We start from the raw sequence: 23538 nt of genomic DNA on the forward strand, positions 1-23538 counted from the left end.
GCATGGATACCATACTTGCTTTCTACCAGAATATTGGCCCAGCGCTTTCGCTGCTGGTGGTTGTCACCTTCATCCTGGCCGGCACGGTCAAAGGTGTGATTGGCCTTGGCCTGCCTACCGTCGCCATGGGGTTGCTTGGCCTGGCTATGCCTCCGGCGCAGGCTGCAGCCTTGCTTATCGTGCCGTCAACCCTCACCAACCTCTGGCAACTGGCCGCTGGCGGGCATCTGCTGGCGCTCTTGCGGCGTCTTGGGCCGACGTTGGCGGCAATCTTCGTTGGCACATTGGTTGGCAGTGCCTGGCTTGGAATCAACAGCGGCCTATGGGCGGCGCATGCATTGGGTGCGGCGTTGCTGGTGTATGCGGCCTATGGGCTGCTCGGACCGGGGTTGCGGCTGGCCCCAGGGCGGGAAGGCTGGCTGGGGCCGCTGTGCGGGCTGCTGACCGGGCTGGTCACAGCCGTCACGGGCGTGTTCGTGATGCCCGCAGTGCCTTACCTGCAGAGCCTGGGCCTGAGCCGCGATGAACTGATCCAGGCGCTGGGCCTGTCGTTCACCGTCTCGACCGTGGCGTTGGCTCTGGGCCTGGCCGGGCAGGATGCCCTGGGGAGCCAGGCACTGGGGGCTTCATTGCTGATGCTGGCGCCAGCGCTGCTGGGCATGCTGGCGGGCCAGTGGTTGCGCCAGCGCATCAGTGCTGCCCTGTTCAAGCGCTGCTTCTTCATCGGCATGGCCGTACTCGGCGGCCATCTGCTGATCAACGGCTAGCAGAGGATGCGCTGAGCATCTCGATAGCCTGGATATCGAAGTCACGCTCCAGGTAGTCCATGCGCTTTTCGAAGAACTCGACCATGTGTGGCAAGGCCGAATGCACGTCCAGGGCTGCCTTGCTGGCCCACACCTCGAAGAACACGAACAGGCTGGGGTCTGCCTTGTCGCGCAGCATGTGGTATTCGATACAGCCTGGTTCCTGGCGACTCGGTTCGACGTAGGCACGGAACAGGGTTTCGAAAGCCTCCGCCATTTCCGGACGGGTCTTGGCCTTGAGGATAAAAGCGTGCTGCTCGCTCATGGGTCGCTATTCGGTGATGGATGATGAAACGATTCTAAGGCAATAATTACCTGAGCATTCGTGACTATGGATCAATTGTATTTTGACCCATGGCTGCTGTTTCCCGTGCCAGCGGGCCTCTAATCTGCCGGTCATTCCATTTGACTCGACCCCGAGGTCAGCATGAAAAAGATTCTTCTGCTCAATGGCGGTAAACAGTTCGCCCACTCCGATGGCCGCCTCAATCAGACCCTGCACGACGCCGCCCTTGCGCATTTGGATCGCGCCGGTTTCGATGTGCAGCAAACCTTCATCGACGGTGGCTATGACGTCCAGGCCGAGGTCGAGAAATACCTCTGGGCCGATGTGGTGATCTACCAGATGCCAGGCTGGTGGATGGGCGCGCCCTGGACCGTTAAAAAGTACATCGACGAAGTCTTCACCGCCGGCCACGGCAGCCTCTACGCCAACGACGGCCGTACCCGTTCGGATGCCTCGCAGAAATACGGCAGCGGTGGCCTGGTGCAGGGCAAGCAGTACATGCTGTCGCTGACCTGGAATGCCCCACAACAGGCCTTCGACGACCCGAGCGATTTCTTCGAGGGCAAAGGCGTGGATGCGGTCTACTTCCCGTTCCACAAGGCCAACCAGTTCCTCGGCATGGCCGGCCTGCCGACCTTCCTTGCGGTGGATGTGATGAAACGCCCGGATGTGCCGGCGGCGCTGGCGGCGTATGAAGCGCATTTGAATCAGGTCTTCGGCAAGGCTCAGTAAGCGCCGTTGCCAGGGGCTGCATGGCGGCCCCCTTGCGCGGGCTTCGCGCAACAGCTATCAATCTGGGCATCTTCCCTCCAAGGCCTTCTGTGTGAAAACCCGATCCGAAGAACTGCAGGTATTCGTTGCCGTGATCGATTGCGGCTCGATCTCTGCTGCCGCCGAGCAGATGGGCCAGACGCCGTCGGCGGTCAGCCGCACCTTGTCACGCCTGGAGGCCAAGCTCGGCACCACCTTGGTCAACCGCACCACTCGGCGCATGGACTTGACCGAAGAAGGCCGCTTCTTCCTCGAACGCTCACGCCGGGTGCTTGAGCAGATGGACGACATGGAAGAGCGCCTGTCGATGAACCGCCAGACCCCATCCGGGCGCCTGCGCATCAATGCCGCGGCGCCTTTCATGCTGCATGCCATCCTGCCCTGGATCGGTGAGTTCCGCCGGCAGTACCCCGGCATCGAGTTGGAGCTCAACACCGATGACCTGATCATCGACCTGCTGGAGCAGAGTACCGATGTGGCGATCCGTATCGGTGAACTGGCTGACTCCAGCCTGCATGCCCGTTCACTCGGCTGCAGCCCGGTCCAGGTCCTGGCCAGCCCCGCCTATCTGGAGCGCCATGGCACGCCGCAGCAGGTTGAAGACCTGAACAACCATTGCCTGCTCGGTTTCAGCCAGCCTGAGTCACTCAACCAGTGGCCACTGCGCCACGCCCAGGGTGACCGTTGGCCGATCCGCCCGGCGCTGATTGCCTCTAGCGGCGAAACCCTGCGCCAACTGGCATTGGCCGGGGAGGGCATCGTCAGCCTCTCGCACTTCATGACCCACGAAGACATCCGCGCCGGCCGCCTGCACGTGCTGTTGAGCGATGCCAACAACGGTTACCGCCAGCCGATCCACGCTGTTTATTACCGCAACACGCAATTGGCCCTGCGTATCCAATGTTTCCTCGATTTCATCCAGCGCAAGCTGGCGATGTACGCCTGCTGAGTTGCCTGAACGCGACAAATCCTGCCCACGGGCGGCGAAACTTCCTCCGTGTGATTGCACAGTCGACGCGCTTGGGCCTTACTGAGTGATCAACAAAAACAACACCAAGGAAGTGTCATGCGTATTGTCCTGTTTCAGCCCTTGGCGCTCGGGGCCGCAATCCTGAGCTGTTCTTCGGCTTATGCGGTAACGCTGGAAGGTGGTGCGGTGGCCGCGCCCGATCAATATGGCGCACAGGTAGCCGCTGACATTCTGAAGAAAGGCGGCAACGCCGTGGACGCGGCAGTGGCAACCGCCTTTACGCTGGCGGTGACCTACCCGGAAGCCGGCAACATTGGTGGCGGCGGTTTCATGACCCTGTTCGTCGACGGCAAACCCTACTTCCTCGACTACCGTGAAGTCGCGCCCAAAGCGGCAACCCGTACCATGTACCTGGATGACAAGGGTGAGGTCATCGAGAACCTCAGCCTGGTGGGTGTTCGCGCCGCAGGCGTGCCCGGCACCGTGATGGGGCTGTGGGAAGCGCACCAGAAGTTTGGCAAGTTGCCCTGGAGCGAGTTGCTGACCCCGGCCATCGGCTATGCGAAAAACGGTTTCAAGGTGGCCGAGAAGCAGTACCAGTACCGCAACGATGCCCAAGGCATGTTCAAGACCGCGACCAACTTCAACGACTATTTCGGCAACATGAAAGTGGGCGAGGCATTCAAGCAGCCAGAACTGGCGCAGACCCTTGAGCGCATTGCCGATAAAGGGGTGAGCGAGTTCTACCAGGGCAAGACCGCTGAGCTGCTGGTAGCCCAGATGCAGGCTGACAAGGGCCTGATCACCCAGCAAGACCTTCGGGACTACAAGGCCGTATGGCGTGAACCGATGGCCCTGAGCTGGCGCGGCAATGTGGTGTACACCGCGCCACCGCCAAGCTCCGGTGGCGTGGCCCTGGCCCAGCTACTGGGCATCAAGGAAGAGCGTGCGGCGGACTTCAAGGGGGTGGCGCACAACTCGGCGCAATACATCCACCTGCTGGCTGAAATCGAGAAGCGTGTGTTCGCCGACCGCGCCGACTACCTCGGTGACCCTGCCTTTACCAAGGTGCCGGTTGACCAACTGATTGCCAAGGACTACCTGGCCAAGCGGGCAAGCCAGGTCAACCCGAACGCCATCTCTGACACCGACAAGGTCAAGCCGGGGCTGGAGCCGCACCAGACCACTCACTTCTCGATCGTCGACAAGCAAGGCAATGCGGTGAGCAACACTTACACCCTCAACCTCGACTACGGCAGCGGGGTGGTGGTCAAGGGCGCCGGCTTCCTGCTCAACGACGAGATGGACGACTTCAGTGCCAAGCCTGGCGCCGCCAACGCCTTTGGCGTGGTCGGCGGTGACGCCAATGCCATCGAGCCAGGCAAGCGCATGCTGTCGTCCATGAGCCCGAGCCTGATGACCCGCGATGGCAAGGTGGTGCTGGTGATCGGTACCCCGGGCGGGTCGCGGATCTTCACCTCGATCTTCCAGGTGATGAACAACCTGTACGACTACGGTATGCCGCTGGATAAGGCCGTGGCGGCGCAGCGTGTGCATCATCAGTTGCAGCCCAAGGACACCGTCTATTTCGACAGCTATGCACCGCTCACCGGGGCGGTGGCGGATGACCTGAAGAAGATGGGCTATGTGCTGGAGGATCAGGGTTGGGAGATGGGCGATATCCAGGCCATCCGGGTGGACGGGGCGAAGCTGGAAACGGCTTCTGATCCGCGCGGGCGCGGAGTGGGGGTGGTCGTTAAGTAGCCTGTTTTCAGCTTTTTGGCTTTGTCGCCGGCATGCCGGCTCCCAAAAGTACCCCGCACGCCCAGGGGGCAGTGGGGTACCTTTGGGAGCAACTTGCTCAACCGTCTATACGTTGACGCACTTGCTGTGGAATCGGTGTGCCGGGGCCGACCACCGCGTTGCCTGCTTCGCGGGGCAAGCCCGCTCCCACATCGAGCTTGTGTGGCGCGAGATCAGGCGCTAACAGCATGTGGAATTCACACCCGGAACTGGCTGACCAACGTCTGCAAGTGCCCGCCCAGGCGCGCCAGTTCGACACTCGAAGCTGCCGTTTCATCACTGGCCGTCGCCGTCTGCTCGGACACATCTCGCACATTCAGAATGCTGCGGCTGATCTCTTCAGCCACCGCACTCTGCTGTTCGGCCGCTGCGGCAATCTGCTGGTTCATCGACTGGATACTCGACACCGTGCCAGTGATGTTCTCCAGCGAAGCCCCGGCCTTGCGTGCCAGTTCCACACTGTTGTCGGTCAGCGTGCGGCTACCCTGCATGGCGTTGGCCACCTGCTGAGTACCGTGCTGAAGGCTGGCAACCAGCTCTTCGATCTCCTCGGTGGACTTTTGCGTACGCTGGGCCAGGCCACGGACTTCGTCGGCGACCACGGCAAATCCACGGCCCGCCTCACCGGCACGGGCCGCCTCGATCGCGGCGTTGAGCGCCAGCAGGTTGGTCTGATCGGCCACCGACTTGATCACATCCATCACGCTGCCGATCTTCTGGCTCTCCTGCTGTAACAGGCTCATGGCTTCGGTTGAGCGGTGCACTTCTTCTGCCAGGCGCTCTATCTGGCTGATTGCTTCGCCAACCACGCGATCACCTGCGCGCGCCTCTTCGTCGGCACCGGTCGCCGCATGCGAAGCCTGTTCGGCGTTACGCGCCACTTCCTGAACGGTCGCGGCCATTTCGTGCATGGCCGTGGCGACCTGGTCGGTTTCGACCTTCTGGCTGTTGGCACCGGCACTGGTTTGCTCGGTTACCGCCGACAGCTCTTCGGCAGCGCTGGCGATTTGAGTGACGCCGTCGCGGATGCCGCTGATCAGCTCGCGCAGGGTCGTGCCCATACGGGCGATGCCTTGCTGCAGCACGCCGATTTCATCGCGGCGGGTCACGCGCATGTCGTGGGTGAGGTCACCACTGGCGATCTGCTCCACCGCGTGCAGGGTCTCGCGCAGTGGCCGGGTGATTTGCCGGGTGATGATGACCGCCGCCAGTACCCCGGCCAGCAGCGCCAGCAGCGTGGCGATGATCTGCAGATTACGGGCCTGGCTGCTTTCGGCGTTGCGACGCTCCAGCTGGATGTCGTACAGCGCATCGCTGCGCTTGACGATGTCGCTGCCCTGCACGGTCATTTCCGCACGGGCGACGGTGATATCGGCGATTGCATCGCGGAACTGACGCACGGCCTGGAGGTAGGCCTGTACCGACTGCTCAAATTGCTCCACGCGTGTGGTTTCGGCCGGCAACTGGCGCTTGAGGTTGTCGATTTCGACCAACGCCGCTTCGAGCTGGCGCAATGCCGCTTGTTCGTTGGCGGCCGAGTTGTCGGCGATGTAGCCACGCACGTCGATGCGCACCAACAGCAGCTGTTGGCGCACTTTACTGATCAGCTGGTATTGCGCCAGGCGCACGCTGTCCGGCTCGGGGCGGCCCATGACATCCTGGCTGAGGCTTTCCATGGCCTCGTCAGCCTTGCCTGCCGACGCACTCATCACGCCAAGGGCGGCCCGTGAGCTCTGATAGCCGGCACGCATCTTGTTAAGCGAAACCCGGTAGTCGCTGAGGGTTTGTCCCAGCGCGTTCAGCAGCTTGACGTTCTCTGGGCTCTTGAAGGTGCCGGCCAGGTACTCCTGCTGTTTGCTGAAAATGTCGAGCTTGGCCTGCGTGTTGGCCGCTGCGGCATCGTCGCCGTCGGCGATCATGTACTGCAGGCGCGCCACACGCAGGTCGGTCAGGTCTTTGTTGAGCTGACCGATGTCGCCCATCCAGTTGCTGCGGGCGATAAGGCTGCCCAGGCTAGTCCAGCCGGTCAGGGCCAGCAGGGCGGTAAGGATCAGCACCAGGCCGAAGCCCAGGCCGAGTTTGAGGTTTACGCTGATATTGGCGAACCAGCTGTTCATGCACGCTCTCCAGAAATGATTTCGCTTACTTGATCTTCGATCGCGAAGCGTTGTTATTCTGGATGCCCGCTGAATCGTGCAGGGGTTATCGGCAAGCAGGGGTGAAGCTGAAACGCTTTTTCAGCAATTTTTCGCCCTGTACAAACGTTTGCTTTTGCGGGTTCCGCCGCTTGCCGAACTTGCAGATACCCTTACAAGCTGCGTGCACTGAAGGTGTCGCAACTGTTCACTTCACCTTTGGCGAACCCAGCCTTGAACCAACGTACCCGCTGAGCCGAGGTGCCATGGGTGAAGGAGTCAGGCACCACGCGCCCCTGGCCCTGCTGCTGCAGGCGGTCATCACCAATGGCATTGGCCGCATTCAACGCTTCCTCGACATCCCCCGGCTCAAGCCAGTTGAGGCGTTGCTGCGCCTGATAGGCCCACACACCGGCCAGGCAGTCGGCTTGCAGTTCCTGGCGCACCAACAGGCCATTGTCACCCTCCAGGCGTTGGCCGTTGCGGCGGGCCGCGTCGACCTTGGCCGAGACGCCGAGCAACGTCTGCACGTGGTGGCCGATTTCGTGGGCGATCACGTAGGCCTGGGCGAAATCACCGGCGGCGGCGAAACGGGTTTCCATTTCACGGAAGAACGACATGTCCAGGTAAACCCGCTGGTCCGCCGGGCAGTAGAACGGGCCGACCGCCGCCGAAGCGAAGCCGCAAGCGGAATTGACCTGGCCACTGAACAGCACCAGCTTGGGGTCGCGGTACTGCTTGCCAGCCTGGGAGAACAAGGCCTTCCACGTGTCTTCGGTATCGCCCAGGATCGAGGCGACGAACTGCGCCTGCTCGTCGTTGGCTGCGGGTGCCTTGTTGCCTGCACCACTGGGTGCCTGTTGCTGTTGCTCCATCTGGCCGGCGAGCTGGCCAAGTATCTGCAGCGGATCCTGGCCGGTGAGCCAGCCGATGCCGACGATGAGCAAAATGGCGCCGAGCCCGAGCCCTTTACCGCCACCAAAGCGCATACCGCCGCCGCCACCTTCGCCACGGGCATCGACTACGTTGTCGCTGCGCCGGCCTTTTCGCCATTCCATGAAATGCTCTCCAGGGCGTGAAACATGAAGACAAAGATTAGATCACCACGGGCAAACGTACTAATACATAACCATTTGGTTATGTATAGAGCGGCTGATTTCAATATTCATCCCCCGCGACCTATCTGAAACTGCAAGTCCGCCTGCCACGCACAGGCGTTCTGATAATTCCAAGAGAGGAAAACGGCATGCCCGCCCAGGACAACAGCCGCTTCGTGATCCGTGATCGCAATTGGCACCCCAAGGCGCTGACCCCCGACTACAAGACGTCCATTGCCCGCTCGCCGCGCCAGGCACTGGTCAGCATCCCGCAGTCGATCAGCGAAACCACCGGCCCCGACTTTTCCCACTTGGGCTTCGGTGCCCATGACCATGACCTGCTGCTTAATTTCAACAACGGTGGCCTGCCGATCGGTGAACGCATCATCGTTGCCGGTCGTGTGGTCGATCAATACGGTAAACCGGTGCCCAACACCCTGGTTGAAATGTGGCAGGCCAATGCCGGTGGACGCTACCGGCACAAGAACGACCGCTACCTGGCACCGCTTGACCCGAATTTTGGCGGTGTCGGCCGCTGCCTGACCGACCGCGACGGCCACTACAGCTTCCGTACCATCAAGCCCGGCCCGTACCCTTGGCGCAATGGCCCCAACGACTGGCGCCCGGCACATATCCACTTCGCCATCAGCGGCCCGTCGATCGCCACCAAGCTGATTACCCAGCTGTATTTCGAGGGTGATCCGCTGATCCCGATGTGCCCGATCGTCAAGTCGATCGCCAACCCTGAAGCGGTGCAGCAACTGATCGCCAAGCTCGACATGGGCAGCGCCAACCCCATGGACTGCTTGGCTTATCGCTTCGACATCGTGCTGCGCGGCCAGCGCAAGACACACTTCGAGAACTGCTGAGGACCCTCGCCATGCCAATCGAACTGCTGCCCGAAACGCCTTCGCAGACTGCTGGCCCCTACGTGCACATCGGCCTGGCCTTGGAAGCGGCCGGCAACCCGACCCGAGATCAGGAAATCTGGAACCGCCTGGCCAAGCCGGACGCACCAGGCGAGCACATTGTGTTGATCGGCCACGTGTATGACGGCAACGGCCACCTGGTGCGCGATTCATTCCTTGAGATCTGGCAGGCCGACGCGGATGGCCACTACCAGGACGCCTACAACCTGGAAAACGCCTTCAACAGCTTCGGCCGCACCGCCACCACCTTCGATGCCGGTGAATGGACCGTGCATACGGTCAAACCCGGCGTGGTGAAGAACGCTGCCGGTGTGCCCATGGCGCCGCACATCAACCTCAGCTTGTTTGCACGCGGCATCAACATCCACCTGCACACGCGTCTGTATTTCGATGACGAGGCACAGGCCAACGCCCAGTGCCCAGTGCTCAACCTGATCGAGCAGCCGCAGCGCCGTGAAACGTTGATTGCCAAGCGATGTGAAGTGGATGGGAAGACGGCGTATCGCTTCGATATCCGCATCCAGGGGGAAGGGGAGACGGTGTTCTTCGACTTCTGAGTCAATTGAGGCCGCTTCCACAGGTCACCAGCGTTCTCAACAACGCTGGCGCATCCTGTGGGAGGGCCTTTCCCGGCGAATGGGCTGCACGGCAGCCCCCCGCAACCTGAAGATCAGCGCCGAACCAGCAATACCCCACTCTCCATGTGGTGGGTATAGGGGAACTGGTCAAATAACGCGCAACGCTCGATTCGATGGGTATCCTGCAATTGCTCGATATTCGCGGCCAGTGTTTCCGGGTTGCACGAGATATACAGAATCCGCTCAAAGCGCCGTGTCAGCTCGCAGGTGTCAGGGTCCATGCCTGCACGCGGCGGGTCGACGAATACGGTACCGAACGCGTAGCTTTTCAGGTCGATGCCTTCCAGCCGGCGGAACGGGCGCACGTCGTTCAGCGCCTGGGTCAGCTCTTCGGCCGACAGGCGCACCAACCGCACGTTATCCACAGCGTTTTCGTCAAGGTTGCTCAGCGCGGCATTGACCGACGTCTTGCTGATTTCCGTGGCCAGCACCTGGCGTACGCGGGTAGCCAGTGGCAAGGTGAAGTTGCCGTTACCGCAGTACAGCTCCAGCAGGTCGTCATCACGCTCACCGATGGCGTCGAACGCCCAGCTGAGCATCTTCTGGTTGACCGCGCCATTGGGTTGGGTGAAGGCGCCTTCCGGCTGGCGGTAGCTGAATACGCGGCCAGCCACGTCGAGTTTTTCCACCGCGTAATCGCGCCCGATCACCAGGCGCTTGCCTTTCGAGCGGCCGATCAGGCTTACCCCCAATTCCTCGGCCAGCTGCCGCGCTGCCACTTCCCATGCCTCGTCCAGCGGGCGGTGGTAGCACATCGTGACCATCGCGTCGCCGGCCAGGGTGGTGAGAAACTCCACCTGGAACAGGCGATTGCTCAGCGCCTCGCTGGCTTGCCAGGCCGCCTTCAGGCGGGGCATCAGTGCATTGATGCGCTCGCTGGCGATGGGAAAGTCCTCGATCAGGATGGCCTTATGCTTCTCACCCGGGGCGAACATCGCATAGTGGCGCTGGCCGTCTTCACGCCACAGGCGGAACTCGGCACGCAGGCGGTAGTGCTCGCGCGGCGAGTCGAAAACGGCCGGATCCGGCGCTCCAAAGGGGGTCAGCAGCTCGCGCAGGCGGGCAACCTTGGCCTCCAGTTGCGCGTCATAGGTGGAGGGGTCGAAAACAGCACTCATGCGTTGAACCAGCCCAGCTTGATGACGAATAGGATGGAAAGGATCACCAAGGCCGGGTTCAGGTCGCGGTGGCGGCCGGAGATCAGCTTGACAGCAGTCCAGGCAATGAAGCCGAACGCAATGCCGTTGGCAATCGAATAGGTCAGCGGCATGGCCAGGGCGGTCACCACCACGGGGGCGGCCTCAGTCACATCATCCCAGTTTATTTCCGCCAGGCCCGAGGCCATCAGTACCGCGACGAACAGCAGCGCCGGGGCGGTGGCGAAGGCTGGCACGCTACCGGCCAGCGGGGCGAAGAACAACGCCAGCAGGAACAACACGGCGACCACGATGGCCGTCAAGCCGGTACGGCCACCGGCACTCACGCCTGCGGCAGACTCGATGTAGCTGGTAGTGGTCGAGGTGCCCAGCAGCGAGCCGGCCATGGCGGCGGTGCTGTCGGCGATCAGGGCGCGGCCCATCTTCGGCATGTGGCCGTCCTTGCCCATCAGCCCGGCGCGTTTGGCCACGCCGATCAGGGTGCCCGAGTTGTCGAACAGGTCGACGAACAGGAAGGCAAAGATCACGCTCACCAGGCCCACATCGAGGGCACCGGCGATGTCCAACTGAAGGAAAGTCGGTGCCAGCGACGGCGGCATGGAGACGATGCCGCCGAATGGCGTCACGCCCATCACGATTGAGGCGACCGTGACGGCCAGAATGCCGATCAGCACCGCACCGCGCACCTTCAGCGATTCGAGCCCGACGATCAGGAAGAAGCCCAGCGTGGCCAGGATCGGTGCGGGCTGCTTGAGGTCGCCCAAGCCCACCAGAGTGGCCGGGTTATCGACGACGATGCCGGCGTTGTGCAGGGCGATGAACGCTAGGAACAAGCCGATGCCCGCCGCGATGGCCGAGCGAAGCGGCAGCGGGATGCTGTTCACGATCCATTCGCGGATGCGGAAAATCGACAGCAGGAAGAACATCACGGCCGAGAGGAACACCGCACCCAGTGCGACCTGCCAGGTGTGGCCCATGTGCAGGACCACCGTGTAGGTGAAGAACGCGTTCAGGCCCATGCCCGGCGCCAGGGCAATCGGGTAGTTGGCGATCAGGCCCATGGTCGCTGAGCCGATGGCCGCAGCCAGGCAGGTGGCGACGAAGATCGCCCCTTTGTCCATGCCGGTCTCGCCGAGGATGCTCGGGTTGACGAACAGGATATAGGCCATGGCCAGGAAGGTAGTGACGCCCGCGAGAATCTCGGTGCGCACGTTGGTGTTGTGTGCTCTTAGTTGAAACAGCCTTTCCAGCATGCCCGCTCCCCAAGGCGCCCCCGGCGCCGTGAATGTATCGACCCCATCAGCAAAGCACAGACCGTACCGGTTGCCGTGGTTTTGTGTGGGGAGGAAAAAAGCCGCGCATCATACCAGCATGGCTGGCGGGGGCCTATGGCCGTTGGGGAATGGACGTTGAGTGCGTCCATCCGGCCCCATCCGCGGCTTTTCGGCGACAGGGCCCTCGAGTCGGCACGTTACCCGTTGTGCAAGCGGTCCCGCTTGGCCAGCGTAGGGAACAGTTTTATCCACACCCCCGTCACCACCAATGTGCCCACACCGCCGAGCACCACGGCTGGCACTGTGCCAAACCAGTGCGCCGTCACCCCGGATTCGAACTCGCCGAGCTGATTCGAGGCACCGATGAACAGGCCGTTCACCGCGCTCACCCGGCCACGCATCTCGTCTGGCGTTTCCAGTTGCACGAAGGCCCCGCGGATCACCATGCTGATCATGTCCGCCGCGCCCAGCACCACCAGCACCGCCAGCGAGAACCAGAACGAAGTTGACAGGCCGAAGGCGATGGTCGCTACGCCGAAGACGCCGACCGCGGTGAACATGGTACGGCCGACTTTGCGCTGTACCGGGAAGCGTGCCAGCCACACCGACATCAGCAATGCCCCCACTGCCGGTGCCGAACGCAGCAGGCCCAGGCCCCAGGGGCCGGTGAGCAGGATGTCCTTGGCGAACACCGGCAGCAGCGCAGTGGCACCGCCCAACAGGACGGCGAACAGATCGAGCGAAATTGCTCCGAGGATATCGGGTCGGCTGCGGATGAAACGGATTCCGGCCAGCAGCGACTCCAGGTTGGCGCGCCCGCGCTGGGGAACCTGCTGGCGCGAATCCAGGCTCAGCATCAGCAGGCAGGCAATGGCGTACAGAGCCACCGTAGGGCCATACACCCAGATACTGCCGAAAGCATACAGAAAGCCGCCCACGGCGGGCGCGACGATGGTCGCTGCCTGGGTAGCCGAGGCCGAGGCCGCCACTGCCCGTGGAAACAGCCCGGCGGGGACCACGTTGGGCAACAGCGCCTGGGTGGCGGGCATCTCGAACGAGCGGGTAGCACCCAACAGGAAAGCCAGGGCGAAGATCAGCTCGCGGCTGACGTTGTCGGTGGCGCTGCCCAGCGCCAGCACCAGGGCGATCAGGCCCTGCAGCGTCTGGCACAGGGCCGCGACCTTGCGCCGGTCATAGCGGTCGGCTACATGCCCGGTGTGCAGCATGAACAGTACCCGTGGCGCAAACTCGACCAGGCCGACCAGGCCCAGGTCAAGCACGTTGCCGGTGAGTTGGTAGAGGTGCCAGCCAATGGCCACGGTCAGCATCTGAAAGCCGCTGGCGGTGAAAACACGGGCCAGCCAGAAGGCCATGAAAGGGCGGTGGTGACGCAACAACTGCGGTGTGGAATCGGACATCGGAAGCTGTGGCCTCGGCGCAGTAGAGGGGCCGGAAGATTATCATCTGTTTGTAACAAGCAGTTACTGTTTGCCCTGTTCGGCACTTTTTCGCGCGTTATTGAAGAGGGTGAGACAACGGGTCACGCGGCATTCAACCACACGGCCCGGCAGGCCATTCACGACTATGCTTCCTAGCATTCGTTGATCTGGATCAATCGTTCCAGACGCAACGAATAGGCCTTTGGGCCCAATTCCCTGCGATTGCACAGAACAATTCCAACGCAGCGCACTCGATTAACGTGGGGGCAGCAGGCGTGACGGCCATGGGCCCAAACGCCGGATTATCTGAAGAGGAAGCACTATGTTCGGTTTAGAGGCCCTAGATCTCGCCCGAATCCAGTTTGCGTTTACCGTGTCCTTTCACATTTTGTTCCCGGCCATCACCATTGGCCTGGCGAGCTACCTGGCCGTCCTCGAAGGCCTTTGGCTGAGGAGCCACAACCAGGTCTACCGTGACCTTTACCACTTCTGGTCGAAGATCTTCGCCGTCAACTTCGGCATGGGTGTGGTTTCCGGCCTGGTCATGGCCTATCAGTTCGGCACCAACTGGAGCCGTTTTTCCGACTTCGCCGGTGCGGTCACAGGCCCCTTGCTCACCTACGAGGTGCTGACCGCCTTCTTCCTCGAGGCGGGGTTCCTGGGGGTCATGCTGTTTGGCTGGAACCGCGTGGGCCGTGGCCTGCACTTCTTCGCCACGGTAATGGTGGCCATTGGCACCTTGGTGTCGACCTTCTGGATCCTGGCGTCCAACAGCTGGATGCAAACCCCGCAAGGCCACGAAATCATCGACGGCCGCGTGGTGCCGGTGGATTGGTTGGCAGTGATCTTCAACCCGTCGTTCCCCTACCGGTTGATGCACATGGCCACTGCCGCGTTCGTCGCCACGGCGTTCTTCGTCGGGGCCTCGGCGGCATGGCACCTGCTGCGTGGGCGTGACAACCCGGCAGTGCGCAAGATGCTCTCGATGGCCATGTGGATGGCTTTGGTGGTTGCCCCGATCCAGGCTGTAATCGGCGACTTCCACGGCCTCAATACGCTCAAGCACCAGCCGGTGAAAATCGCCGCTATCGAAGGCCATTGGGAAAACGTCCCTGGCGAACCTACCCCGTTGATCCTGTTCGGCCTCCCCGACATGAAGGCCGAGACCACCCGCTTCAAGGTTGAGATCCCGGCGCTCGGCAGCCTGATTCTCACCCACAGCCTGGACAAGCAGGTGCCGGCAATGAAGGAGTTCCCGCCCGAGGACCGGCCCAACTCGACCATTGTCTTCTGGTCGTTCCGGGTCATGGTCGGGCTTGGGTTCCTGATGATCTTCGTCGGCCTGTGGAGCCTGTGGCTGCGCAAGCGCGGCACGCTCTACAGCTCACGGCCGTTCCTGTACCTGACCCTGTGGATGGGGCCGTCCGGCCTGATTGCCATCCTGGCAGGCTGGTTCACCACCGAGATTGGCCGTCAGCCGTGGGTGGTCTATGGCCTGATGCGCACTTCGGAGGGGGTTTCCAACCATAGCTACACCCAGCTCGGCTTCACCTTGGTGGCGTTCGTGGTGGTGTACTTCGCCCTGTTTGGCACCGGCCTGGGCTACATGATGCGCCTGGTGCGCAAAGGGCCGAAGACGGGTGAGGGCGATGAGCATACACCGGGTGGCCCCGGCCAGAAACGCACACCGGCACGTCCGCTGTCTGCCGCCGATGATGGCCGTGAGGCCACCACTGCCAGCCTGAGCAAGGAGAACTGAGTCATGGGCATCGACCTTCCGCTGATCTGGGCCGTGATCATTATCTTCGGCGTCATGATGTACGTGGTGATGGATGGTTTCGACCTGGGAATCGGCATGCTCTTCCCCTTCGTCAAGGGCGAGCAGGACCGTGATGTGATGATGAACACCGTCGCCCCCGTATGGGACGGTAACGAAACCTGGCTGATCCTCGGCGGTGCCGGCCTGTTCGGGGCCTTCCCGTTGGCCTATTCGGTGGTACTCGAGGCGCTGTACCTGCCGTTGATTCTGATGCTGATCGGCTTGATCTTTCGCGGCGTGGCCTTCGAGTTCCGCTTCAAGGCCAAGGCCGACAAGCGCCATATCTGGGACAAGGCATTCATCTGGGGGTCGCTGGTCGCGACGTTCTTCCAGGGCGTTGCACTGGGCGCGTTCATCGAAGGCTTCAAGGTGGTCGACCGCCACTTCGTTGGTGGCACGCTCGACTGGCTGACCCCGTTCAGCCTGTTCAGTGGCCTGGGGTTGATCGTTGCCTATACCCTGCTGGGTTGTACTTGGTTGATCATGAAGACCGAGGGGCCGCTGCAACAGCAGATGCATGACCTGGCCAAGCCGCTGGCGCTAGTACTGCTGGTGGTGATCGGCATAGTCAGCCTGTGGACGCCGATCGCCTATCCGCAGATCGCCGACCGCTGGTTCAGCATGCCCAACCTGATCTGGTTCATGCCAGTGCCGCTGCTGGTGCTGGTGACCTTCTACGGGTTGCTCAAGGCCGTGGCCCGCAATGCCCATTACACCCCGTTCCTGCTCACCTTGGTGTTGATCTTCCTCGGCTATAGCGGCCTGGGCATCAGCCTGTGGCCAAACATCATCCCGCCGTCGATCTCGATCTGGGAGGCGGCCGCACCGCCGCAGAGCCAAGGCTTCATGCTGGTGGGCACATTGTTCATCCTGCCGTTCATCCTTGGGTATACCTTCTGGAGTTACTACGTATTCCGCGGCAAGGTGACCCACGAAGACGGCTATCACTAGGAGGGGCGCATGATGACTGGCAAACATGGCCTTGAAGAGAAAAAGCCATTCTGGCAGCGGTTGGGCTGGCTGCTGCTGATCTGGGCGATGAGCGTGGCGGCACTGGGTGTGGCTGCCTGGGTGATGCGCCTGTTCATGGGCGCGGCCGGGCTCACCACCCATTGACCGAGGCGCTGCAAGGCCGCCGCTGAAGGTAGGCGGCCTTGTGGGGTGAAGGGCCGCAGCGCGGCCCCGGCCTCTACTTGCGGGCTTTGAGAATGACGAACTTTGGCGTCGCCGCCACCTGTTCGACGCCCCGGAACAGCCTTGCCAGCTTGCTGTGGTAACCCAGGTGACGGTTGCCGACGATGTACAGCGCGCCGCCCACCACCAGCGCCTCACGCGCTTGCTGGAACATGCGCCAGGCGAGGAAGTCGCCGACCACTTGCTGTTGGTGGAACGGCGGGTTGCACAGCACTACATCCAGCGACTGCTTTTCTACCCCCGCCAGGCCATCACCCGCCAAAACGCTTACCGCACGGTCGCCCAATGCGGCCTGCCAGTTTTCCTGCGCCGACTGCACCGCCATGTACGATTCGTCCACCAGCGTGTAATGAGCATCGGGGTTGACCAGCGCACTGGCGATGGCCACCACGCCATTGCCACACCCCAGGTCGGCAACACGTGCGTTGCCCAGGTTTCGGGGCAGGTGCGGGAGAAACGCGCGGGTGCCGATGTCCAGGCCTTCGCGGCAGAACACGTTGGCATGGTTGAGCAGTTCCAGTGGCGGTGAGTCCAGCAGGTAGCGGGTGGGGTAGGGCGAACGTGCGGCAGGGCGCTGTTCGACGGTGGCTGTCAGCAGCCGCGCCTTTTTTTGCGCCAGCGACGCCTGCACCGGGCCGATGTATTTCTCCAGCAGATCACCGGCGGCCCGCGGCAGGTGCTTGATCATTGCTGCAGCGATGACCTGAGCGCCAGGGGCCAGGTGGCCTTGCAGGCGGATCAGTTGTTCTTCAAGCAGTGCCAAGGTCTTGGGAACCCGCACCAGGACCCGATCGAAGGTGCCTTGCCACTGCTCGCTGGCGGGCACGAAAGGTACGCTGTCGAAGGCCATGCCGTTGCGCGCGAGGTTTTTTTCGAGGGCCAGGTGAGCCAGGTAAGAGTCACCACTGCTGCATACCGAAAGGTGGCCGACCAGGCTGGCGGCCAAGGCACCAAAGCTGTCGTTGAGCACCAGAACTCGGCTCGCTTTGGCCAACTGCTGCGCATGCAACTGTTCGAGCAGGTACTCATCGGCGGCATCGAAGGCTTGCAGCGGGTCGTTGGCCTGGTCCGGTTGGCGGATCAGGTCGAGTTCGGCGTAAGGGGTGGTCAACAGGGGCATGGCGTCTGGCTCGGGTACGGATCTGCCCACAGCGGATCGCCATGAGCTTTGGTACGCGATTCTACAGCGCTTTGCCGAAGGTCGCAGGCATGGCTATTGATCGATCAGGCCACGCATCATGGCAATGGCGATGGCGCCCGCTTTGTTGGAGGCGTTGGTCTTGGTGATGACACTGCGGATGTGGAAGTTCACGGTGCTTTGCGAGAGGGACAAGATGCAGGCCACATCGGCGGCTGTCTTGCCGGCGGCTGACCATCGAAGGACCTCGAGTTCTCGCTCGCTCATCTTCGGGTGGGGCAGGCTGAGCTTGGCCAGGTGGTACTGACAAACGATGTCGTGCAGCGTGTGGCACAACCACTGTACCCGACCGGCCTTTTCGTAGAGCTCGGCGATGCTTACCTCGTCTGCGGGCCTTGCGACACTGACCTGGCTTTCGTTGTGTTGAAGATCGTGCAGCGACTGTGTCCAGCCGTGGCGCAAGCCATGCAGGCACGCTTGTTCGCGATATTGCGGGGCTTCGCGGTACAGCTCGTCGGTCCACAGCACCGGCGTGGTCGAGCTGTGGCTTCTGGTTGCGGCGAGGTCCTGTTTGTAGAACTCATCGCGCTGATAGCGTTCGATCCAGGCTTTCGAATAATTACTGTAGAGGTAGAGCTTGGGGGCTTGAGCGGCGAGCTGGATACGAATCTTCAGTCCCAGGAATTCCATACCTAGATCCTGCACCAAGTGTACTGCGAGGTCGAAGGCTCTCTGGGGTGTTCGCTCGCTGGTCAAGCTGTGCAGGTATTCGTGATTCCAATGAGGCATATATCACCTTCCCTCGGGCCCGGATCCAATCTGTACGGGATGAGTTTAGAAAAGACTGAGTGCAGAGTTGGGTCTTTTCGTTATAGATGCCATGATTTTTTATGATATATGCGCGATCATGTTGCGTTATCCCCACACACCAGCGGTTTTTATCCACGCCACTTTGCGCGACACTGGGCGCATGCAATTTATGGAGCCCGTCATGACCGCCAGTGCCGAAAAATTTACCCGCCAGACCCTGCTCGACGTCCAGCCACTCACGCCGAACCTGTTCAGCCTGCGGGTTACCCGTGACGCCGGGTTTCGCTTTCGGGCCGGCCAGTTCGCTAGGCTTGGTGTGACCAAGGCCGATGGCAGTGTGGTGTGGCGTGCCTATTCGATGGTCAGTGCGCCACATGACGAGTTTCTCGACTTCTTTTCCATCGTGGTACCGGGCGGGGAGTTCACCAGCGAGCTGAGCCGTCTGGGCGAGGGCGATACCCTGCTGATCGACCGCCAGGCATTTGGGTTCCTGACCCTCGATCGTTTCGTCGGTGGGCGCGACCTCTGGCTGTTGGCGACCGGTACTGGCATAGCCCCTTTCATGTCGATCCTGCAGGACTTCGAGGCCTGGGAGCGTTTTGACAGCATCAAGCTGGTGTACTCGGTCCGCGAGGCGAAGGAGCTGGCGTATCTGGATGATATCGCCGGGCTGGAGCAGCGTGACTACCTGGCCGAGTTCGCAGGCAAGTTGCAGTTCATACCGGTGGTCACGCGTGAGCAGCACCCAGGTGCCCTGAATGCACGCATTACCACGTTGATCGAAAATGGCGAACTGGAGAAGGCCGCAGGGTTGGAACTGTCGCCTGAGCATTCTCGAATCATGCTCTGTGGCAACCCTGAGATGATCGATGAGACCCGCAAGGTGCTCAAGGCCCGTGACCTGCAACTGAGCCTGAGCAAGCGGCCCGGGCAGGTGGCGGTGGAAAACTACTGGTAGCCGCACGCTGCAAGCTGTAAGCAGGCGCCGTGTTCGGCTTTGCTTGCAGCTTGCAGCGGCGCATGCCGTCAGGGCAGGCGATTCTGCTGTTGCGTCTTGAGCAGGTCGCGAATCTCGGTAAGCAGGGTTTCTTCAGGGGTGGGTACGGGTGGGGCGCTAGGTGCCACCGCCTCCTCGCGCTTCAGGCGGTTGATCGCCTTCACGCCCATGAAGATGGCGAAGGCCACGATCAGGAAGTCGATCACGGTCTGGATGAACTTGCCGTAGGCCAGTACCACGGCCGGGACGTCCCCTTCGGCCGCTTTCAACGTGATGGCCAGGTCGCTGAAATCCACACCACCGATCAGCAGCCCCAATGGCGGCATGACCACGTCACCGACGAAAGAAGAGACGATCTTGCCGAATGCGGCGCCGATAATGATACCGACTGCCATGTCGACGACATTTCCCTTGACCGCGAAGGCCTTGAACTCACTGATCATTCCCATGTTTCGATTCCTTTGTAACAAATGGTGAGGTTAACGCAGTGTAAGCCACTAAAACGCTTCATGCGTTGTGTTCAGGGCTACTGACTGCGGTTAGAACGAATAGTTTTGTCGCATCCCGAGGCGTTCGAGACACGTCTGGCTCGGCTATCATGGCAGTTTTTTTCCAGGAGACCCTGCCCATGGCCAAGGCCAAGCGCTTGTATGGCTGCACCGAGTGTGGCGCGACCTTCCCCAAATGGGCTGGCCAGTGTGGTGAATGCGGGGCCTGGAACACTCTGGTCGAAACCATGATCGAAAGCGGTGGCGCAGCGGCGCCCAGCGGGCGTGCCGGCTGGACCGGGCAACAGGCGCAGATCAAGACCCTTGCTGAAGTCAGTGTCGAAGAGATTCCACGGTTCACCACCAGCAGCACCGAACTGGATCGTGTTCTGGGCGGCGGCCTGGTCGACGGCTCGGTCGTGCTGATTGGTGGCGACCCCGGCATCGGCAAGTCGACCATCCTGCTGCAGACCTTGTGCAACATTGCGGTGGGCATGCCGGCGTTGTACGTCACGGGGGAGGAGTCACAGCAGCAGGTGGCCATGCGCTCCCGGCGCCTGGGCTTGCCCCAGGACCAGCTTAAGGTGATGACAGAAACCTGTATCGAAACCATCATCGCCACGGCGCGGCAGGAAAAACCGCGGGTCATGGTCATCGACTCGATCCAGACCATCTTTACCGAGCAGTTGCAGTCCGCGCCCGGCGGTGTAGCCCAGGTGCGCGAAAGCACGGCGTTGCTGGTGCGTTATGCCAAGCAGAGCGGCACAGCGATCTTCCTCGTCGGCCACGTCACCAAGGAGGGGTCGCTGGCCGGGCCACGTGTGCTGGAGCACATGGTCGACACCGTGTTGTATTTCGAGGGCGAGTCCGATGGCCGTCTGCGCCTGCTGCGTGCGGTAAAGAACCGCTTTGGTGCGGTCAACGAGCTGGGTGTGTTCGGGATGACCGACCGTGGCCTGAAGGAGGTGTCCAACCCATCGGCGATCTTCCTCAACCGCACCCAGGAAGAAGTGCCCGGCAGTGTGGTCATGGCCACCTGGGAAGGCACTCGGCCGATGCTGGTGGAGGTACAGGCGCTGGTCGATGACAGCCACCTGGCCAACCCGCGGCGGGTCACCCTGGGCCTGGATCAGAATCGCCTGGCCATGCTTTTGGCGGTGCTGCACCGCCATGGTGGGATTCCCACCCACGACCAGGACGTGTTCCTCAACGTGGTCGGCGGCGTGAAAGTGCTCGAGACCGCCTCGGACCTGGCCTTGCTGGCGGCAGTGATGTCCAGTTTGCGTAACCGGCCGCTGGCCCACGGGCTGTTGGTGTTTGGTGAGATTGGCCTGTCCGGGGAGGTGCGGCCAGTGCCCAGTGGCCAGGAGCGCCTCAAGGAGGCGGCCAAGCATGGCTTCAAGCGGGCCATCGTGCCCAAGGGCAATGCGCCGAAGGAGCCGCCGGTGGGGTTGCAGGTGATCGCGGTGACCCGGCTGGAGCAGGCCCTGGATGCTCTGTTCGAGTAAGGGTTGTCTCTACCGGCCCTCTCGCCGGTGCAGGTAAACAAAAAAGGGAGCCGACGATGCGCATCGGCTCCCTCCACGTCACGCCTCAGTCAGCAGTCAATGCTCGGCAACCGGCGTACGCCTGGGCGCCGCATTACCCTGTTCGTCCAGTTCCAGCACGGGCACCTCAACGCCATCGGCATCGAACAGCTTGCCATCCTTGAAGTAGTCCCCATCCCTCAGTGCTGAGATGTCCGAATACTGGATCGTGCGCTCGTAGGCTGCGGCGAACACCGACTGCTGATCTGAGTTGCCAGCAGTGAAGTGGTTGAAGATCAGGTTCAGCAGGATGGCCATGATCGCCGAGGAGCTGATGCCTGAGTGAAAGATGGTTTCGAACCAGTTCGGGAAGTGGTGGTAGAAGTTCGGTGCGGCAATCGGGATCATGCCAAAGCCCAGCGAGGCGGCAACGATGATCAGGTTGACGTTGTTCTTGTAGTTGACCTTCGACAGCGTGCGGATACCGCTGGCGGCCACGGTGCCGAACAGGACGATGCCCGCCCCACCCAGCACCGGCGTAGGCACTGCGGCAATCACTCGACCCATGACCGGCAACAGGCCGAGCACCACCAGGATCACGCCACCGGTGGCCACCACATAGCGGCTCTTGACGCCGGTCACGGCCACCAGGCCGACGTTCTGGGCGAAGGCGCTTTGGGTGAAGGAGCCGAAGATCGGCGCCAGGATGCTCGATGCCATGTCGGCGCGCAGGCCGTTGCCCAGGCGCTTGGAGTCGACCTTGGTTTCAATGATTTCACCCACGGCAAGAATGTCGGCGGACGTTTCTACCAGGGTCACCATGATCACGATGCACATCGACAGAATGGCCGCGATGTGGAAGGTCGGCATACCGAAGTGGAACGGCGTGGGGAAGGCCAGCATCGGGCCTTCGGCAACCTTGCTGAAGTCGGTCATGCCCAGCGCCCAGGCGATCAGCGTACCGAACACCATGGCCAGCAGAATCGACAGCCGTGAAATGGTCGCGCTGCCCAGTTTGCTCAGCACCAGCACGATGGCGAAGGTCAGCGCCGCCAGGCCGATGTTGGCCACGCTGCCGAATTCTGGCGAAGCACTGTTGCCGCCCATCACCCAGCGTGCGGCCACCGGCATCAAGGTCAGGCCAATGGTGGTGATGACGATGCCGGTTACCAACGGTGGGAAGAACCTGGTGATGCGCGAGAACACCGGCGTGATCAAAAAACCAATCAGCGAGGCCGCCATCACCGCACCCAGCACACCTGGCAAGCCACCGCCGCCTTCACTGCTGAGGATCGCCCCCATGGTCGCCACGCCTGCGAACGACACGCCTTGTACCAGCGGCAACTGACAACCGAAGAAAGGCAGGCCGAGGGTTTGCAGCAGCGTTGCCAGGCCACCGGCAAACAGCGACGCGGCGATCAGCATACCGATTTCGGCACCGTTCAGGCCCGCGGCCTGCCCCAGAATCAGGGGTACCGCGACGATCCCTCCATACATGGTCAGCACATGCTGCAGACCATAAGCCAGGTTGGCGCCAAGGCCGAGATTTTCGTCCTCGGGGCGCTTGGCGGGAGACGTGCTAGGGGACGTAGTCATTGAGCAGGCTCTCTGTTTATTGTTGTGCCGCTACTGTAGACACTTCCGACAAATGATTGCCACAACAATTGTATACAATATTTTGATCGGAGCGCGAACAAGCAGGCTTGTGGCGTGTGCAAGAACACAATGCAGATCGCGTACCAAGTCGACAGAGGCTGTGTTAGAGGGGTGTGTACAAAGTCTGGCTACCCAGCCACAAAGCTGTCTGGGTAGACAGGAAACGAAAGGTGGGAAAACTATTAGCTAGCTAAGAGATCCCATTATTCGATGAGTTCGCGCAACTCGCGCATCATTTCGGTGCTGTCGGCCACGTTCAATTCCACAAGACGGTGCAAATGGCTCATCGATTCGATATCGATGTAGAGGCAGACGAACCCCAACCGCGTGGGTTCTTCATGGCGCAGTTCGACCTGCATCTGCACCCGCACAGCGTGATCCAGGTGAATGATGGCGTCGAAATCCTGGGTCAGGTCTGCACCCCAGGGCTCCGGACGCTCGATCAACAGGCCTTTGAGCGACAGGTCGAGCAGGTTGACCGGCCAGCGGCGGTCGCCCTGGCGCAGTTCGGTGGGGGCGTCGAAGGCTATGCGTTGGAAACGTCGGCGTTCGTCATGATCGCTCATGGGCGGATCCTCGAGTGACATCCTGACTATAGTTAGGGT

The 23538-nt window shown here is 61.7% G+C and carries 22 protein-coding genes; 11 read left to right on the forward strand and 11 right to left on the reverse strand.

Annotation, left to right across the window (positions count from 1 at the left end; all coding sequences use genetic code 11):
- The first annotated feature begins 2 nt into the window (after nt 1–2).
- Nucleotides 3–767 (forward strand): sulfite exporter TauE/SafE family protein, encoded by a 765-nt coding sequence (locus tag L6D80_RS09120; protein WP_176515622.1) that lies wholly within the window; start codon nt 3–5, stop codon nt 765–767.
- On the opposite strand, the gene L6D80_RS09125 is transcribed toward L6D80_RS09120, so the two are convergent.
- A complete protein-coding gene (locus tag L6D80_RS09125) occupies nt 757–1071 on the reverse strand; it encodes a putative quinol monooxygenase (RefSeq protein WP_054899134.1) in 315 nt (104 codons plus the stop codon). The two genes, L6D80_RS09120 and L6D80_RS09125, sit on opposite strands and share 11 nt — an antisense overlap.
- A 162-nt stretch (nt 1072–1233) precedes the next feature.
- Between L6D80_RS09125 and mdaB the strand changes: the two genes are divergently transcribed.
- The 3 genes from mdaB (at nt 1234) to ggt (ending at nt 4597) form a co-directional block, all read left to right on the forward strand.
- Nucleotides 1234–1824 carry an NADPH:quinone oxidoreductase MdaB gene (mdaB, locus tag L6D80_RS09130; protein WP_054899135.1) on the forward strand — a complete coding sequence of 197 codons (591 nt, stop codon included), beginning with the start codon at nt 1234–1236 and terminating at the stop codon, nt 1822–1824.
- A 91-nt stretch (nt 1825–1915) separates the two neighbouring features.
- On the forward strand, nt 1916–2812 hold the full coding sequence (locus L6D80_RS09135; protein WP_176515624.1) for a LysR family transcriptional regulator: 897 nt from the start codon (nt 1916–1918) through the stop codon (nt 2810–2812).
- Nucleotides 2813–2929: 117 nt separating this feature from the next.
- The gene (ggt, locus tag L6D80_RS09140) at nt 2930–4597 is read left to right on the forward strand and encodes a gamma-glutamyltransferase (RefSeq protein WP_176515626.1); all 1668 of its coding nucleotides are present in this window, start codon (nt 2930–2932) and stop codon (nt 4595–4597) included.
- Between the two features lie 236 nt (nt 4598–4833).
- Here ggt and L6D80_RS09145 read toward each other — a convergent pair whose 3' ends face one another.
- Together L6D80_RS09145 and ypfJ are read right to left on the reverse strand one after the other, a co-directional pair.
- On the reverse strand, nt 4834–6753 hold the full coding sequence (locus L6D80_RS09145) for a methyl-accepting chemotaxis protein (protein WP_176515628.1): 1920 nt from the start codon (nt 6751–6753) through the stop codon (nt 4834–4836).
- Nucleotides 6754–6944: 191 nt separating this feature from the next.
- Nucleotides 6945–7829 carry a KPN_02809 family neutral zinc metallopeptidase gene (ypfJ, locus tag L6D80_RS09150; RefSeq protein ID WP_054899139.1) on the reverse strand — a complete coding sequence of 295 codons (885 nt, stop codon included), beginning with the start codon at nt 7827–7829 and terminating at the stop codon, nt 6945–6947.
- Between the two features lie 188 nt (nt 7830–8017).
- Between ypfJ and pcaH the strand changes: the two genes are divergently transcribed.
- Nucleotides 8018–8737: a protocatechuate 3,4-dioxygenase subunit beta gene (gene pcaH, locus L6D80_RS09155; protein WP_176515630.1), complete on the forward strand. Its 720-nt coding sequence runs from the start codon at nt 8018–8020 to the stop codon at nt 8735–8737.
- 11 nt (nt 8738–8748) lie between these two features.
- Complete coding sequence (gene pcaG, locus L6D80_RS09160; RefSeq protein ID WP_054899141.1) at nt 8749–9354, forward strand: protocatechuate 3,4-dioxygenase subunit alpha; 606 nt, start codon at nt 8749–8751, stop codon at nt 9352–9354.
- A gap of 113 nt (nt 9355–9467) precedes the next feature.
- Here the strand turns inward: pcaG and trmA are convergent, their stop codons facing one another.
- From trmA to L6D80_RS09175, 3 genes are all read right to left on the reverse strand, one after another.
- Nucleotides 9468–10553, reverse strand: a complete 1086-nt coding sequence (gene trmA, locus L6D80_RS09165; protein ID WP_176515632.1) for a tRNA (uridine(54)-C5)-methyltransferase TrmA — start codon at nt 10551–10553, stop codon at nt 9468–9470.
- Nucleotides 10550–11845 carry an NCS2 family permease gene (locus tag L6D80_RS09170; RefSeq protein ID WP_054899143.1) on the reverse strand — a complete coding sequence of 432 codons (1296 nt, stop codon included), beginning with the start codon at nt 11843–11845 and terminating at the stop codon, nt 10550–10552. Before L6D80_RS09170 ends, trmA begins: the two co-directional genes overlap by 4 nt.
- A gap of 218 nt (nt 11846–12063) precedes the next feature.
- Entirely contained in the window at nt 12064–13284 is a 1221-nt protein-coding gene (locus L6D80_RS09175; RefSeq protein WP_054899144.1) for an MFS transporter, read from the reverse strand.
- A 343-nt stretch (nt 13285–13627) separates the two neighbouring features.
- On the opposite strand from L6D80_RS09175, the gene L6D80_RS09180 reads away from it, so the two are divergent.
- Genes L6D80_RS09180 through L6D80_RS09190 form a run of 3 tightly spaced genes read left to right on the forward strand, consistent with a single transcriptional unit; the run spans nt 13628 to nt 16240 of the window.
- Nucleotides 13628–15064: a cytochrome ubiquinol oxidase subunit I gene (locus L6D80_RS09180; RefSeq protein ID WP_054899145.1), complete on the forward strand. Its 1437-nt coding sequence runs from the start codon at nt 13628–13630 to the stop codon at nt 15062–15064.
- A gap of 3 nt (nt 15065–15067) precedes the next feature.
- On the forward strand, nt 15068–16075 hold the full coding sequence (gene cydB, locus L6D80_RS09185; protein WP_054899146.1) for a cytochrome d ubiquinol oxidase subunit II: 1008 nt from the start codon (nt 15068–15070) through the stop codon (nt 16073–16075).
- Between the two features lie 9 nt (nt 16076–16084).
- Nucleotides 16085–16240: a DUF2474 domain-containing protein gene (locus tag L6D80_RS09190; RefSeq protein ID WP_054899147.1), complete on the forward strand. Its 156-nt coding sequence runs from the start codon at nt 16085–16087 to the stop codon at nt 16238–16240.
- Between the two features lie 73 nt (nt 16241–16313).
- On the opposite strand, the gene L6D80_RS09195 is transcribed toward L6D80_RS09190, so the two are convergent.
- Together L6D80_RS09195 and L6D80_RS09200 are read right to left on the reverse strand one after the other, a co-directional pair.
- Nucleotides 16314–17438, reverse strand: coding sequence for a methyltransferase (locus tag L6D80_RS09195; RefSeq protein ID WP_176515634.1), 1125 nt, complete (start codon nt 17436–17438; stop codon nt 16314–16316).
- Nucleotides 17439–17531: 93 nt separating this feature from the next.
- A complete protein-coding gene (locus L6D80_RS09200; RefSeq protein WP_176515636.1) occupies nt 17532–18245 on the reverse strand; it encodes an autoinducer binding domain-containing protein in 714 nt (237 codons plus the stop codon).
- A 202-nt stretch (nt 18246–18447) separates the two neighbouring features.
- On the opposite strand from L6D80_RS09200, the gene L6D80_RS09205 reads away from it, so the two are divergent.
- The gene (locus tag L6D80_RS09205) at nt 18448–19224 is read left to right on the forward strand and encodes a ferredoxin--NADP reductase (protein ID WP_054899150.1); all 777 of its coding nucleotides are present in this window, start codon (nt 18448–18450) and stop codon (nt 19222–19224) included.
- A 68-nt stretch (nt 19225–19292) separates the two neighbouring features.
- On the opposite strand, the gene mscL is transcribed toward L6D80_RS09205, so the two are convergent.
- The gene (gene mscL, locus L6D80_RS09210; RefSeq protein ID WP_176515638.1) at nt 19293–19712 is read right to left on the reverse strand and encodes a large-conductance mechanosensitive channel protein MscL; all 420 of its coding nucleotides are present in this window, start codon (nt 19710–19712) and stop codon (nt 19293–19295) included.
- Between the two features lie 179 nt (nt 19713–19891).
- Between mscL and radA the strand changes: the two genes are divergently transcribed.
- Nucleotides 19892–21259, forward strand: a complete 1368-nt coding sequence (radA, locus tag L6D80_RS09215) for a DNA repair protein RadA (RefSeq protein ID WP_054899152.1) — start codon at nt 19892–19894, stop codon at nt 21257–21259.
- A gap of 96 nt (nt 21260–21355) precedes the next feature.
- Here the strand turns inward: radA and L6D80_RS09220 are convergent, their stop codons facing one another.
- On the reverse strand, nt 21356–22873 hold the full coding sequence (locus L6D80_RS09220; RefSeq protein ID WP_176515640.1) for a nucleobase:cation symporter-2 family protein: 1518 nt from the start codon (nt 22871–22873) through the stop codon (nt 21356–21358).
- 263 nt (nt 22874–23136) lie between these two features.
- Nucleotides 23137–23499, reverse strand: a complete 363-nt coding sequence (locus L6D80_RS09225; protein WP_054899154.1) for a PilZ domain-containing protein — start codon at nt 23497–23499, stop codon at nt 23137–23139.
- Between the last annotated feature and the right edge of the window lie 39 nt (nt 23500–23538).

This window comes from Pseudomonas ceruminis (assembly GCF_021602025.1).
Taxonomy (GTDB): Bacteria; Pseudomonadota; Gammaproteobacteria; order Pseudomonadales; family Pseudomonadaceae; genus Aquipseudomonas; species Aquipseudomonas ceruminis.